Consider the following 12,319-nt stretch of genomic DNA (forward strand, 5'->3'; position numbering starts at 1 on the left):
TCAAAGCGTTACGCGTTTACCCGTATCCCGCTTACTATAACATTAACTTCGCGCACAGTCAAACCCGTCGCCCGCTCTACCTGATAGCGGATCGTCTCAATAATGCTGTTTGATGAGGCGGAAATTGCAAGCCCATATTGCACGACGATATACAGATCGATCCGAAGCTGATGGGTCTGGTCCGTAAATACTTTAACGCCCCGCTTGAGGTTCTCTCTGCCCAGCAGCTCGACGATGCCATCCGTCATTTTGGTAGACGCCATGCCCACAACCCCATAGCATTCCGTCGTCGCCATGCCGGCAATCGAAGCGATATAGTCATCCGAGTAGGTGATGCTTCCCAGATTATTTTCTAAAACGGCACTCATGTTCCAAGCCTCCTTATTATTTATGGTATTAACACTATTATATATTATTTTTTTCTGTTTTCAAGTACCCAGCTGCCCGCAAAAGTTTCTATATTCGCAAAAACCCGAAAAATAACTATTGCAAGTTTTCCCGATTAGTGCTAAAATGTATCACGTTGTGAAGATCACTCATGAGGAGGTGTCAAAAATGGCCAAATATTGCGAAATCTGCAACAAGGGCGTTGTCTCCGGCAACAACGTGTCCCACTCGAATAAAAAATCCAAGCGGAAATGGGCTCCCAATGTGCAAAGAGTCCGGGTTGTTGAAAACGGAACTCCCGTGAGAAAGTATGTTTGCACTCGTTGCCTGCGTTCGGGTAATGTGCAGCGCTCCATCTAATTTGGAACATAATAAAACCGGTTGCTTTTTGCAGCCGGTTTTTTCATATGCCCCTTTGCCCATTCTTTCTCATTTGAAAAACAGTTTCAAGATTCCCCGGATGAATTTCGGCGGCCGTACGCAATAAACTTTCATGTTCCTCACCTCTCACATTTCAGCATTCTTTAAACATCAGTACCCCTACCACGATAAGCGCAACTCCAAAAATGAGGCACCAGATCCAGGCAGGCAGGATAAACAATACTAGAAGCGCCCCCATTGCCAGCAAAATATAGCCAAGCAGCCGTTTCGCATTGCATTTGCCCATCTCTTCTCTCCCCAATCTTTCGCTCAGATACTTCATAATACTCAATCTATATGCACTTTGTGCCTATCTTCATGCCTATCAGAGCCGCTCCTGCAATTTGACAGTTTTTTTGCCGGCATGTTAAGATAAAAACAGGCTTGCTCTTTTCAGGGAGCCTGCCTTTGGAGGTGAGCTATCGTGAAGATTTTAATCATAGACGGCCAGGGCGGGAGAATCGGCAAGATGCTGGTTGAGAAAATCCGGCAAAGATGGCCAGAACTGCCGCTTATAGCCCTTGGCACCAACAGCATCGCCACTTCTACCATGCTGCGCGCCGGTGCCCAGGAAGGCGCAACCGGAGAAAACCCCGTGATCTACAACGCCCAGAGCGCGGATGTCATCATCGGGCCCATAGGAATCGTTCTGGCCAATTCCCTGCTCGGCGAAATTACGCCGGCCATGGCTGCTGCCGTCGCCCAAAGCGATGCCCAGAAAATCCTCATCCCGATGAACCGCTGCAAATCTGCCATCGCAGGAGTTTTAGAGGCTCCTCTGGCCGAATACATTGAGCTTGCAGCTAATTTGCTGCAAAAATTCCTGGCAGACAAAATCTGAAACCCCGGAAAATAAAAAAGAAGCCAAGCGGCTTCTTTTTTATTTTTGCAATTTCGCAGCTTACTGCTTGGTGAAGATCAGCGTTACGGTAACGCCTTCCTGCTCCTGATCCAGGCGCATCTCTGTGCCGCTGAATTTCGCGGTCATCGTGCCCGTGGGATCCGTGATGGTAACGGTGTCGCCATCGACACTGTACTTGGAAGAAGCTTTCTGCCCATTGAGATCGACAGTAACCTTGCCGCCCTTCTGGAAAGACAGCGTCATAGTTCCAACCAGGGACTCCACATCGCTCTCTCCCATTTCCATGCCCATTGCTTCGCCGCCGGTCAGCTTCCAAGTGGTACCCGTAAGCGCATCAGCAGGAGCGCCGCATGCCACCAGAGCCAAGGCCAAGATAAGCACGAAAGCTACACAAATTGTTCTCTTCATTGCTTTGTTCATTTCCTTCATTTCCTCCTGAAAGATTTTCCTTATCTATGGTATCATATCTTTTTTAAAATGGGTAGTAGAACTCGCATCTTAAAAAAATCTTAAAAAATTCTGCCGCACTTCTAATTTTGCATTCTCGCCCATATTCCCCTTTTTCCGCCATTTTAGCCCAAAATATTTCTTTTTTCCTATAATTCCACTATAATGAGCATATCGCAAATGTTAGGAGCAAAGATATGTTTCTCGCAGATCTGCATATTCACTCCCGCTATTCCCGGGCGACCAGCAAAACCTGCGCGCCCGAAACGCTGGATCATGCCGCGCGCAAAAAGGGGCTGCATCTCATCGGGACTGGCGACTTCACGCATCCCGCCTGGCGCCAGGAGCTCGCAGAGAAATTCACGCCTGCCGAAGAGGGTTTTTACCGCCTAAAGGATGAGTTCATTTTGCCATGCGAAACTGCCCTGCAAGGCTGCGCGCCGAGGTTTATCCTCTCCAGCGAAATCAGCTGTATCTATAAAAAAAATGGGCGCACGCGCAAAGTGCACCTGCTCATTCTTGTCCCCTCTTTGGAAAAAGCCGAAGCGCTCTCCAAAAAGCTGGAGGCCATTGGGAATCTGCATTCGGATGGCCGGCCGATTCTGGGGCTGGACAGCAAAGATCTCCTGGAGCTGACGCTGGAAACCTGCCCGGACGCCATTTTTATTCCCGCGCATATCTGGACGCCGCACTTCTCTTTATTTGGCGCATACTCCGGCTTTGATACCATCGAGGAATGCTTTGAAGATCTGACGCCGCAGATCCATGCTCTGGAAACTGGGCTTTCTTCAGATCCGCCCATGAACTGGCGCCTGGAAGCGCTGGATCGCTATACCCTCGTCTCCAATTCGGATGCCCACTCCCCGGCAAATCTTGCCCGGGAGGCGAATTTATTCGATACGGAGTTTTCCTATTCCGCCATCAGCCATGCCCTGGCGCACCCGGAAACACAGGAGTTTTACGGAACGCTGGAATTCTTCCCGGAAGAGGGAAAATACCATTACGACGGGCACCGCAACTGCGGCGTATGCCTCTCTCCCGAGCAGACTATCGCGCTGGGCGGGATTTGCCCCGTATGCGGCAAGCGCCTGACCGTCGGCGTTTCCCACCGCGTTGAAGAGCTGGCGACCTATCCGCTTGGCCGGCGCGCGCCCTATGCAAAGCATTTTGAGAGCATTATGCCGCTTTCGGAGGCGCTCTCCTCCTGCCTTGGCTATTCGGGCAGCAGCCTGAAAATACGAAATTTGCAGGAATCTCTGGCAAAAGAAATTGGACCGGAGCTATATATCCTGCGCGAAGCTCCTCTAACGCAAATTAAGGAGAAGGCCGGCCCGCTGGTGGCCGAGGGAATTCGCCGGCTGCGCGCAGGAGAGATGCTGGCCCAGCCCGGCTTTGACGGCGTTTATGGGAAAATCCAGCTGATCGGCGAGGATGAACGCGCCAGTCTGCAAGGGCAGCTTTCTTTCTTCAAAAACCTTCCTTCCAAGCCTTCCCCAAAACAAGCTGTTTTGCCCTCTCCCGCCATTTCTGCGCCGGCGGCCCAAGAGGAGCAGCCGGATTCCGGCGCTTCGCCCGATCACTACGGCCTGAACCAGCTGCAATGGGAGGCGGCCTCCAGCACAGCGCCGGTTTTGGCCGTGCAGGCCGGGCCGGGAACGGGCAAAACGCGGACGCTGGTTTACCGCATTGTCTCTCTCTTAGAGCGCTCGGGCGTGCCGGCTTCACAAATTACCGCCGTTACCTTTACCAACCAGGCCGCCGCGGAAATGCGCGAACGCCTGGCGCGTGAGCTGGGGCGCAGCCAGATTCGCGCCCTTAGCATCGGAACCTTTCACTCCATCTGCCTCGCCCTGCTCAAAAAATGGAAGCTGAGCCGCCCTGTTTTAGAGGAAAATGAAGCATTGCTCCTGGCGCAGGAGATCATCTCTTCCTTCTCTCTCCGCTTTTCGGCAAACGGCCTGCTGCGCCGAATCTCCGGCATCAAAAACGGGATGATTCCCGCTTCCGATCTGCCGGAGGGCGTTTTGGCGGCTTATAATCATTTGCTGGAATCCTATGGCGTCATGGATTATGACGATATTTTGCTCAAGACCATTGCAGAGCTGGAAAGCGGCAAAAAAGAACGGTCTTTGGGCAGCTTTGCGCATCTTTTGGTGGATGAGTTCCAAGATATCAACCCATTGCAGTATCGCCTCATTCAGCTTTGGAAAAGAGCGCAGGGCAGTTTGTTCTGCATCGGCGACGCAAACCAATCCATCTATGGGTTCCGCGGAGCAAGCGCCGAATGCTTTTCCCGCCTGGCCTCGGATTACCCCGAATGCAGGCAGATTACCCTGCAGGAAAACTACCGCTCAACCCCTGAAATTCTGGGCTGCGCACAGCCCGTTGTGCATGGCGATGCACTCCGGCCAAAGCGGTCATCCGGCTCTAAAGTACAGCTTGTCAAGGCCTCCAGCGCGCGCTCGGAAGGCATCTATATTGCCCACGAGATCATCCGCATGATGGGCGGCATCGATATGTTAGGCGCGCATGGCTCCAAAAAGCGCCCGCATGCACAAAACGCGGACTTCAGCTTTTCAGATATCGCCCTGCTCTACCGCACGCACCGCCAAGCGGCGCAGTTAGAATACTGCCTGCAAAAAGAGGGGATTCCCTATGTCGTTCTTGGAAGGGAAGATTACCTCTCGGACGCGGAAGTTCAGCGCGCTCTCGCCTTTTTCCGGCTGCTCTGCACGCCGCAAAACCTCCTGACGCTCTCTTCCAGCCTTCTGGCAGCCGGCTGTTCTCATGAGCAAACCGCCTCTATACGGCGATGCTATGAGGAGGCTGGCTATCGCCCAGAAGCGCTCACGCAGGCGCTCCGCGCCCAGGCGGAAAACGCCCAGGCATTGCTGCAATTCTCTCAGCTTTTGGAGCATTTCCTTCCGCAATTTTCCAAAACTGCCCCGCAGGCTCTTTTGGAGGATTGGGCCGCCCAGCAAAGCATAGAGGAAAATGCCTCTTTCGAGCGGCTTTTATGCGCCGCATCCGCGCACAAAGATCTCCCCTCTTTTCTCTCAAATCTCACACTGGGGCAAGAGGCGGATATTCGGCGCAGCGGCAGCCGCTCCTATCCTCTGGATGCCGTTACCCTCTCCACCCTGCACGGCGCAAAGGGCTTGGAGTTTGAAGCAGTATTTCTCTGCGGGCTGAACAAAGGCATCCTGCCTTTGCAAAATATCCAGGCGGGCGATATTGGAGAAGAGCGCCGCCTGCTCTATGTAGGCATGACGCGCGCCAAAAGCTCCCTGCATCTGAGCTGCTATGGGGAGCCTTCTCCCCTGCTCGCCGAGCTTCCCGCCGCCTTTTTTGAGGCAGATACCGCCGCAGACCGCAGGCAAATTCTTGCCAAGCAGATGAGTTTGTTTGACTCATAGAAAAAAGCATGTAAAAAAGATGCGGAGCAATTTTGCTCCGCATCTTTTTATTTTGCCGGGATAATTTCGACCCAGTATCCGTCCGGATCCTCGATGAAATAAATTCCCATATCCGCATTTTCAAAGCAGACACAGTCCATTTCCTTGTGCCTTTTGAGCGCCCCCTCGTAGTCGTCTACACGAAGCGCCAAGTGGAATTCATTGTCGCCGAGATTATAGGGGCGCTGCCATTCCTTCAGCCAGGTGAGTTCCAGCTGGTGACCAGTCTGCCCGTCTCCCAGATAGACGATGATAAAGCTGCCATCCTCTGCTTCATGCCGTTTTTCTTCCTTCAGCCCCAGCGCTTTTTCATAAAACTCCAGGGATTTTTCCAAATTCAGCACATTAAAGTTGTTATGCGCAAACCCAAACTTCATATTAGTTTCCTTTCGCCAAAGACGGCCTGGCTTGCTCCTATTTCGCTTCTGCCTTCTTTTTGGAAAGGCCGGCCAGCACATAGAGGATCATCTGCACAGCGATATGCGAAGAGGTGTTGTTGGGATCCATAGGCGGATAAACCTCGACCACATCGAAACCGGCAATGCCGCGGCATGCGAAATAATAAAGCGCGTTGAACAGCTCAAAGGTCGTCAGGCCGTTGCCGTCCAGCGGGCCGCCCGGGTTATAGGCGATATCCAGAACGTCGCTGCAAACCGTAACGTAAACGGCATCCGTGCCGTCTGCCGCCGTATCATAGGCCTCTTTGACGAGCTTCATATAATCCTTCATATCGCCCATGCGGATATCGTTGATGGTAACGACTTTCGCGCCGATCTTCTTGGCATAAGCGCCGTCCTGGGGGGCATTGCGCGCCCCGCGGATGCCGAAATGCACGATGCTGGTATTTTTGACGCTCTCCAGCTCGGAAATCCGGTGCAGGGGGCAGCAGCGGGCATAGGGATCGTCCCCGAAAATCTCGCGGTTATCAAAGTGTGCATCCATATGAATGATGCCAACTTTGCCCTTCTTTGTCTCGCCAAGACCGCGCATGATGGGGAACGTGATGCTGTGGTCTCCGCCCAGGAAAATCGGGACGGTTCCCGAAGCAAAAAGCTCCTTTGCCTTCTCTGTGATCTTTTCAAATGTTTTGAGCGTATCGCTGGGCTCGCAGCCGAGATCGCCGCCGTCCGTTACTTTCAGGTTGTCCCAGACGTTGATATCATCCAGCTCAGGCAGATAGCCCGTATATCTGGCAGAGGCGTTGCGGATTGCCTTGGGCAAAAGCTCGGTTCCGGCATATGCGCTCCAGGTTACGCCGCCCTCCCACGGAATGCCCATAAAGACTGCATCCTGCGCAGCATAGCTGGCCGGATCTTCGTTGATCTCCTGTTTCAGCATCCCAGGTGTGTTTCCATAGACGAATTTTTTCATAATGATCCCCTTCTCCTATTCTATTGTCATACGATAGTATCATTATATCGAAATGTGCAGAAAATTCAACACTTTTTATTTGCCCAGGCCCTCAAATCTCCTCCAGCCCTTCCAGGCGAAAGCTTGGGATATACTGCTCCTCAGCCGAAGAAAGCTCCTGAACAAAGCCAGCGATATTCTCCTTTTGCTCCAGCTCTGCCAGCAGCTGATCATACTCGCTCTGCAAAAGCCCGCAGTTGATCTCCGGATAGGCAGATAAATCCGTCACCGGCGTATACTGGCTCATCAGGCTGAAAAGCACATCCTTGTCTTTTGCAAAATCTTCCATCCAATCCAGCACCGCCCGGCTGTTTTCCAGGCTGCCCGGCAAAACCAGATGCCGCACCAGCACTCCCTTTTGGAGCATGCCTTTTTGATTCATCTGGCAATCTCCAACCTGTCGATACATCTCCTCTATGGCCTTTATGGCAATTTGCGGATAATCCGGCGCCAGGGAATAGCGCGCCGCGCTTGCACCATCCAGATACTTGAGATCCGGCAGATAAATATCCACCAGCCCTTCCAGCCGTTTTAGGGACTCTGTCTTCTCGTACCCCCCGCAGTTATAGACCACGGGCACGGGCAGCTTGGGCCGGAGCGAAGCGGCGACTGCACCTAGAAAGTGCGTAGGCGTAACCAGATTGATATTTTCCGCCCCCTGATCGATGAGCTTCCAATATATCGCCCTGAGCTGCTCCACGCTCACCTGCTTTCCAAAACCCTCCTGGCTGATCTGATGGTTCTGGCAGAAGACACAGCGCAGGTTGCACCCGCTGAAAAAGACCGTCCCCGAGCCTTTTTCTCCGCTGATGCAGGGCTCTTCCCAAAAATGCAGAGCGGCTCTCGCGACGACCGGCTGCTCCGGCATCCTGCAAAAGCCCTCTTTTCCCCGCACGGCATTGCAGGACCTCGGGCAAAGGTTGCACCGTTTTTCCATATTTGCCCCCTTTCTTCGCCCACCAAAGCGAAAAAAGCCCGCCAACCGGCGGGCGATTTTTATTCATGCTTCTCTTCGCAGTATAGGCAGCGGTATTCCCCTGTTTGCCGGTTGGCAAGCTCAAAGACCTGATCCAGCTCCGGCTCGACCGAGGTGATGCATCTCGGGTTTTTGCACCGAATGATATTGACGACTCTTTCGGGCAGTTCCAGATGCTTTTTCTCCACGATTTTCCCATCCGCGATCCGGTTGACTGTGATGCCGGGATCCAGATACCCAAGCACGCCCAAATCCAGCGCAATATCCGCGTCGATCTTTAAAATATCCTTGCGTCCTGTTTTGGCGCTCTTGACGTTTTTGATGATGGCCACGCTGCAGTTTAGCTTATCCAGCCCCAGGGAGTGATAGATTTCCATGCTCTTCCCTGCTGTGATATGGTCGAGCACCAGGCCGTTTTGAATGCTGTCGATATGCATACTATAACACCTCCAGTAGCCGGGACATCAGCGCCATGCGCACGAATTTGCCGTTTTTCACCTGGCGGAAATACGCCGCCCGGGGGTCGTCGTCCACCTTGGTGGAAATTTCCGTAACTCTGGGGAGCGGATGCAGGATGCAGAGATCCTTTTTGGCGGGCTCCAGCTTTTGGGGATCCAGAATATAGCTGTCTTTCAGGCGGATATAATCCGCCTCATTGAAGAAGCGCTCTCTCTGCACTCTGGTCATATACAAAATATCGAGTTCTGGCATCACTTCGCTCATGGTCTCAACTTCCCGCCAAGATTTTCCGCTCTTTTGCAGGACATCCGTCTTGATATAATCCGGCACTTGCAGTTCTTCGGGCGAAATGAGCACGAAATTGATATCCTCATAGCGGCAAAGGGCTGTGATCAGCGAGTGCACGGTTCTGCCAAACTTCAAATCGCCGCAAAGGCCGATGGTAAAGCCGCCGAGCTTTCCTTTTTCCCTGCGAATGGTCAGCAGATCCGTCAGCGTCTGCGTCGGGTGATGATGCCCGCCGTCGCCTGCGTTGATAATCGGAATCGGCGATTTCATCGAAGCCACCAGCGGCGCGCCTTCCTTAGGATGCCGCATGGCGATAATATCCGCGTAGCAGCCCACTGTGCGCACCGTATCCGAGACGCTCTCGCCCTTGGAGGCCGAGCTAGAGTTTGCCGAGGAGAACCCGAGCACGCTCCCGCCCAGGCTGAGCATCGCAGATTCAAAGCTCAGGCGCGTGCGCGTACTGGGCTCAAAGAACAGCGTCGCCAGCTGCTTTCCGCGGCAAACCTCGCTGTATTTGCCCGGCTGGGCGATCATATCCTCCGCAAGATCGAGAATCTCATCGATTTCCCGAACGGATAGATCCGTAATTTCAATTAGATGGCGCATCTTCTCTCTCCTTTAGCCCCGAATCCAGCTCTCATCGCTGGGATTATTGCGGAAGGCGATCAGCCTCTCGATATCCTCTTTTTGGATATAACCCTCTTCTGCTGCCACTTCGACGAGCACATCGAAGTTGGAGAGGCTGACGTTTTTCACGTTCGCCTCGGCCAGGCGCGCCAGGCCCTTCTTCATGCCGTAGGTGAAGATGCTGGCGATTCCCAGCACTTCCGCTCCTGCCGCTCTTAATACATTGACGACTTCGATAACGCTACCGCCCGTGGAGATCAGATCCTCCACGACCACAACCTTCTGACCTTTTTCCAGCTTGCCCTCAATCTGGTTCGCCCGCCCGTGATCCTTTGCGCCCGAGCGGACATAGCCCATAGGAAGATTCATCAGATGCGCGGTAATGGCCGCGTGCGCGATGCCGGCTGTGCTCGTCCCCATCAGGACTTCGCACTGCGAGTATTCTCTTTTGATGGTCTCCGCCAGGCCGTTTTCCACATCGCCGCGCACGGCAGGCGCTGTCAGCGTCAGCCGGTTATCGCAGTAGATCGGGCTCTTGATGCCGCTGGCCCAGGTAAACGGCTCATCCGGACGCAGAAACACCGCGCCAATCGATAATAAATCCTTTGCAATTCGCTTTTCCATCTGAATTCTCCTTTTCTTAGCCGATAAATTCCTGGCAGCATCTGCGGTATGCCGCAACCGGTTCCTCCGCAGCTGTGATCGGGCGGCCAACTACAATATAATCCGAGCCAATTTCCCTTGCCTTGGCCGGTGTCGTTACGCGCACCTGATCGCCCACAGCCCCATCCGCAAAGCGAATGCCCGGCGTTACGGCATAGAACTCCCTGCCGCATGCCTCTTTGACCATAGCCGCTTCCAGGGGCGAGCAAACCACGCCATCCAGCCCGGCCTCCTTGGCATTTTTGGCATACTGGACGACGGTATCCGCGATGGGCGCGCCGATGAGCAGTTCCTTTTGCATGCGCTCCTCGCTGGTGGAGGTCAGCTGGGTTACGGCAATGAGCAGCGGCCGCGAGCCGTCGGCCCGAGTCAGCCCCTCCAGCGCCGCTTTCATCATCTCGATGGTTCCGGCGGCATGCAGGTTGCACATATCCACATCCAATCCCGAGAGCACACGCATGGCTTTTTTCACGGTATTTGGAATATCGTGCAGCTTGAGATCCAGGAAAATCTTATGGCCGCGCTTTTTGATTTCCCGCACAATCTGCGGGCCCTCGGCATAGAAAAGCTCCATCCCGACTTTGACATACGGCTTTTCCTCCGTAAACAGATCCAGAAAAGCAAATACTTCCTGCGCGCTTTTAAAATCCAGCGCAATCATGACATCCCGGCTCATAACGCACCCCCTATGATTTCTTTTAAACTCTTTATGCCAAGTTTCTCCATCTCTTTTGGCAAATCCTCTATAATTTGTTTGCAGATATACGGATTTTTCAAATTTGCCGCGCCGACCTGCACAGCCGTCGCCCCGGCCAGCATCATCTCGATGACATCCCGCGCCGAGCTGACGCCGCCCATCCCCATGATCGGGATGCGCACCGCCTGCGCCACCTGATAGACCATGCGCAGTGCCACCGGGAAAATCGCCGGGCCGGAAAAGCCGCCCATCGTATTGGCGATCACGGGCTTTTTCGTCCGCAAATCGATTCTCATGCCGAGCAAGGTATTGATGAGGCTAATTCCATCTGCTCCTGCCTCCTGGCAAGCCAGGGCAATTTCCACGATATTTTCCACATTCGGGCTGAGCTTTAGGTAGACGGGTTTTGTCGTTACCGCTTTGACAGCCCTGGTTACTTCCGCGGCGCTCTGGCAGCTGGTTCCAAAGCTCATGCCGCCATGGCGCACATTGGGGCAGCTGATGTTGACCTCGATGATGCCAACCTGCTCCTCGGCATCGATTTTCTCACAGCACTGCGCATATTCTTCGATGGAAAACCCGCTGATATTCGCGATCACCGGCTTATGAAATATCTTCTTCAGCGCGGGCAGTTCCTCCGCGATGACCGCATCGATGCCCGGGTTTTGCAGGCCGACGGCGTTGATCATCCCTGCCGTGCAGTCCGCGATGCGCGGCGTGGGGTTGCCAAACCGCGGCTCTCTGGTCGTCCCCTTAAACGAGAAGGAACCCAGAATATTGATGTCGTAAAACTCGCCAAATTCCCTGCCGTATCCAAACGTGCCGCTGGCCGGGATGACCGGGTTATCCAGCCGCATTCCGCTTAAAGTTACAGAAGTGTCTACCATATCACTTCCTCCTTGAAAAGCACCGGGCCATCCTTGCAGATGCGCTTATTGCCGTATTTGGTTTTGCAGCTGCATCCCATACATGCGCCAAAGCCGCATGCCATTCTCTCCTCAAAGCTGAGCTGCCCGCCGCAGGCGCAGCAATCCGCCACAGCCCGCAGCATGGGCTCGGGCCCGCAGGCGCAGAAATAATCGTAGTCCAAGCTGCTCTGCCGGATCGCATCCGTTACGAATCCCTTTACTCCGACACTCCCGTCTGCCGTGGCGACGACTGTCTCACAGCCCAGAGCGCGGAACTGCTCCGCATAAAAGCAGTCTTGCTCTGTGTTAAAGCCCAGCACAACGCAGGGCTTCCTGCCTTCCCTAATCAGGCATTTTGCCAGATAATACATGGGCGGTACACCCACCCCGCCGCCGATGAGCAAAGGCTTTTGCCCGCATTTGGCAGTGTCATATCCATTGCCCAGGCCGGTCAGCAGAGAGAAGCGGTCTCCCGGCTCTGCCTCTGCCAGCTTTTCCGTTCCGACGCCGACCACTTTATAGATGAGCGTCAGCAGATCGCCGTTTAAATCGCAGACGGAGATTGGCCGCCGCAAAAAGAGCCCTTCTATTTCCACGTTCACAAACTGCCCGGGCGCGGAGATGGCGCTGGTATCCCCCTCTAGTACCATCTCATAGACGCTCTGGGCAATCTGCCGGTTTTGCTTTACTGTAAACAGGCCATCTTTTCGCATACTGCCC

General features: G+C 53.8%; 14 protein-coding genes. 3 read left to right on the forward strand and 11 right to left on the reverse strand.

What is annotated here, in order from left to right:
* Positions 1 to 8: 8 nt before the first annotated feature.
* Positions 9 to 368, reverse strand: a complete 360-nt coding sequence (locus AALG83_03110) for an Asp23/Gls24 family envelope stress response protein (protein ID MEY8382138.1) — start codon at positions 366 to 368, stop codon at positions 9 to 11.
* 187 nt (positions 369 to 555) lie between these two features.
* Between AALG83_03110 and rpmB the strand changes: the two genes are divergently transcribed.
* Positions 556 to 747 carry a 50S ribosomal protein L28 gene (gene rpmB, locus AALG83_03115; GenBank protein MEY8382139.1) on the forward strand — a complete coding sequence of 64 codons (192 nt, stop codon included), beginning with the start codon at positions 556 to 558 and terminating at the stop codon, positions 745 to 747.
* A gap of 484 nt (positions 748 to 1,231) precedes the next feature.
* Complete coding sequence (locus AALG83_03120) at positions 1,232 to 1,648, forward strand: DUF3842 family protein (GenBank protein MEY8382140.1); 417 nt, start codon at positions 1,232 to 1,234, stop codon at positions 1,646 to 1,648.
* A 60-nt stretch (positions 1,649 to 1,708) separates the two neighbouring features.
* Here AALG83_03120 and AALG83_03125 read toward each other — a convergent pair whose 3' ends face one another.
* Positions 1,709 to 2,077 (reverse strand): hypothetical protein, encoded by a 369-nt coding sequence (locus AALG83_03125; protein MEY8382141.1) that lies wholly within the window; start codon positions 2,075 to 2,077, stop codon positions 1,709 to 1,711.
* A gap of 236 nt (positions 2,078 to 2,313) precedes the next feature.
* Here AALG83_03125 and AALG83_03130 point away from each other — a divergent pair, with 236 nt between their 5' ends.
* Positions 2,314 to 5,532: a UvrD-helicase domain-containing protein gene (locus AALG83_03130; GenBank protein MEY8382142.1), complete on the forward strand. Its 3,219-nt coding sequence runs from the start codon at positions 2,314 to 2,316 to the stop codon at positions 5,530 to 5,532.
* 47 nt (positions 5,533 to 5,579) lie between these two features.
* On the opposite strand, the gene AALG83_03135 is transcribed toward AALG83_03130, so the two are convergent.
* The 9 genes from AALG83_03135 to AALG83_03175 form a co-directional block, all read right to left on the reverse strand.
* Complete coding sequence (locus AALG83_03135; protein ID MEY8382143.1) at positions 5,580 to 5,948, reverse strand: VOC family protein; 369 nt, start codon at positions 5,946 to 5,948, stop codon at positions 5,580 to 5,582.
* Between the two features lie 37 nt (positions 5,949 to 5,985).
* Entirely contained in the window at positions 5,986 to 6,942 is a 957-nt protein-coding gene (locus AALG83_03140; GenBank protein ID MEY8382144.1) for an agmatinase family protein, read from the reverse strand.
* Positions 6,943 to 7,033: 91 nt separating this feature from the next.
* Positions 7,034 to 7,918: a radical SAM protein gene (locus AALG83_03145; GenBank protein MEY8382145.1), complete on the reverse strand. Its 885-nt coding sequence runs from the start codon at positions 7,916 to 7,918 to the stop codon at positions 7,034 to 7,036.
* 59 nt (positions 7,919 to 7,977) lie between these two features.
* Entirely contained in the window at positions 7,978 to 8,394 is a 417-nt protein-coding gene (locus AALG83_03150) for an aspartate carbamoyltransferase regulatory subunit (GenBank protein MEY8382146.1), read from the reverse strand.
* A gap of 1 nt (position 8,395) precedes the next feature.
* Positions 8,396 to 9,310 carry an aspartate carbamoyltransferase gene (gene pyrB, locus AALG83_03155; GenBank protein MEY8382147.1) on the reverse strand — a complete coding sequence of 305 codons (915 nt, stop codon included), beginning with the start codon at positions 9,308 to 9,310 and terminating at the stop codon, positions 8,396 to 8,398.
* 12 nt (positions 9,311 to 9,322) lie between these two features.
* On the reverse strand, positions 9,323 to 9,955 hold the full coding sequence (gene pyrE / locus AALG83_03160) for an orotate phosphoribosyltransferase (protein ID MEY8382148.1): 633 nt from the start codon (positions 9,953 to 9,955) through the stop codon (positions 9,323 to 9,325).
* A gap of 16 nt (positions 9,956 to 9,971) precedes the next feature.
* On the reverse strand, positions 9,972 to 10,670 hold the full coding sequence (gene pyrF, locus AALG83_03165) for an orotidine-5'-phosphate decarboxylase (protein ID MEY8382149.1): 699 nt from the start codon (positions 10,668 to 10,670) through the stop codon (positions 9,972 to 9,974).
* The gene (locus AALG83_03170) at positions 10,667 to 11,578 is read right to left on the reverse strand and encodes a dihydroorotate dehydrogenase (protein ID MEY8382150.1); all 912 of its coding nucleotides are present in this window, start codon (positions 11,576 to 11,578) and stop codon (positions 10,667 to 10,669) included. The genes pyrF and AALG83_03170 overlap by 4 nt, the downstream gene beginning before the upstream one ends.
* On the reverse strand, positions 11,572 to 12,312 hold the full coding sequence (locus AALG83_03175) for a dihydroorotate dehydrogenase electron transfer subunit (GenBank protein MEY8382151.1): 741 nt from the start codon (positions 12,310 to 12,312) through the stop codon (positions 11,572 to 11,574). Before AALG83_03175 ends, AALG83_03170 begins: the two co-directional genes overlap by 7 nt.
* Positions 12,313 to 12,319: the final 7 nt, after the last annotated feature.

It is taken from the genome of Christensenellaceae bacterium 44-20 (assembly GCA_041223705.1).
In the GTDB taxonomy this organism is placed as follows: domain Bacteria; phylum Bacillota; class Clostridia; order Christensenellales; family Christensenellaceae; genus QANA01.

Bases quoted from the DNA above. Each gene is read 5' to 3' on its own strand.
- AALG83_03135 (MEY8382143.1), bottom strand. From the start codon at position 5,948: ATGAAGTTTGGGTTTGCGCATAACAACTTTAATGTGCTGAATTTGGAA.
- pyrF (MEY8382149.1), bottom strand. From the start codon at position 10,670: ATGAGCCGGGATGTCATGATTGCGCTGGATTTTAAAAGCGCGCAGGAA.
- pyrE (MEY8382148.1), bottom strand. From the start codon at position 9,955: ATGGAAAAGCGAATTGCAAAGGATTTATTATCGATTGGCGCGGTGTTT.
- AALG83_03175 (MEY8382151.1), bottom strand. From the start codon at position 12,312: ATGCGAAAAGATGGCCTGTTTACAGTAAAGCAAAACCGGCAGATTGCC.
- AALG83_03110 (MEY8382138.1), bottom strand. From the start codon at position 368: ATGAGTGCCGTTTTAGAAAATAATCTGGGAAGCATCACCTACTCGGAT.
- AALG83_03145 (MEY8382145.1), bottom strand. From the start codon at position 7,918: ATGGAAAAACGGTGCAACCTTTGCCCGAGGTCCTGCAATGCCGTGCGG.
- AALG83_03125 (MEY8382141.1), bottom strand. From the start codon at position 2,077: ATGAAGAGAACAATTTGTGTAGCTTTCGTGCTTATCTTGGCCTTGGCT.
- AALG83_03150 (MEY8382146.1), bottom strand. From the start codon at position 8,394: ATGCATATCGACAGCATTCAAAACGGCCTGGTGCTCGACCATATCACA.
- AALG83_03130 (MEY8382142.1), top strand. From the start codon at position 2,314: ATGTTTCTCGCAGATCTGCATATTCACTCCCGCTATTCCCGGGCGACC.
- pyrB (MEY8382147.1), bottom strand. From the start codon at position 9,310: ATGCGCCATCTAATTGAAATTACGGATCTATCCGTTCGGGAAATCGAT.
- AALG83_03140 (MEY8382144.1), bottom strand. From the start codon at position 6,942: ATGAAAAAATTCGTCTATGGAAACACACCTGGGATGCTGAAACAGGAG.
- rpmB (MEY8382139.1), top strand. From the start codon at position 556: ATGGCCAAATATTGCGAAATCTGCAACAAGGGCGTTGTCTCCGGCAAC.
- AALG83_03170 (MEY8382150.1), bottom strand. From the start codon at position 11,578: ATGGTAGACACTTCTGTAACTTTAAGCGGAATGCGGCTGGATAACCCG.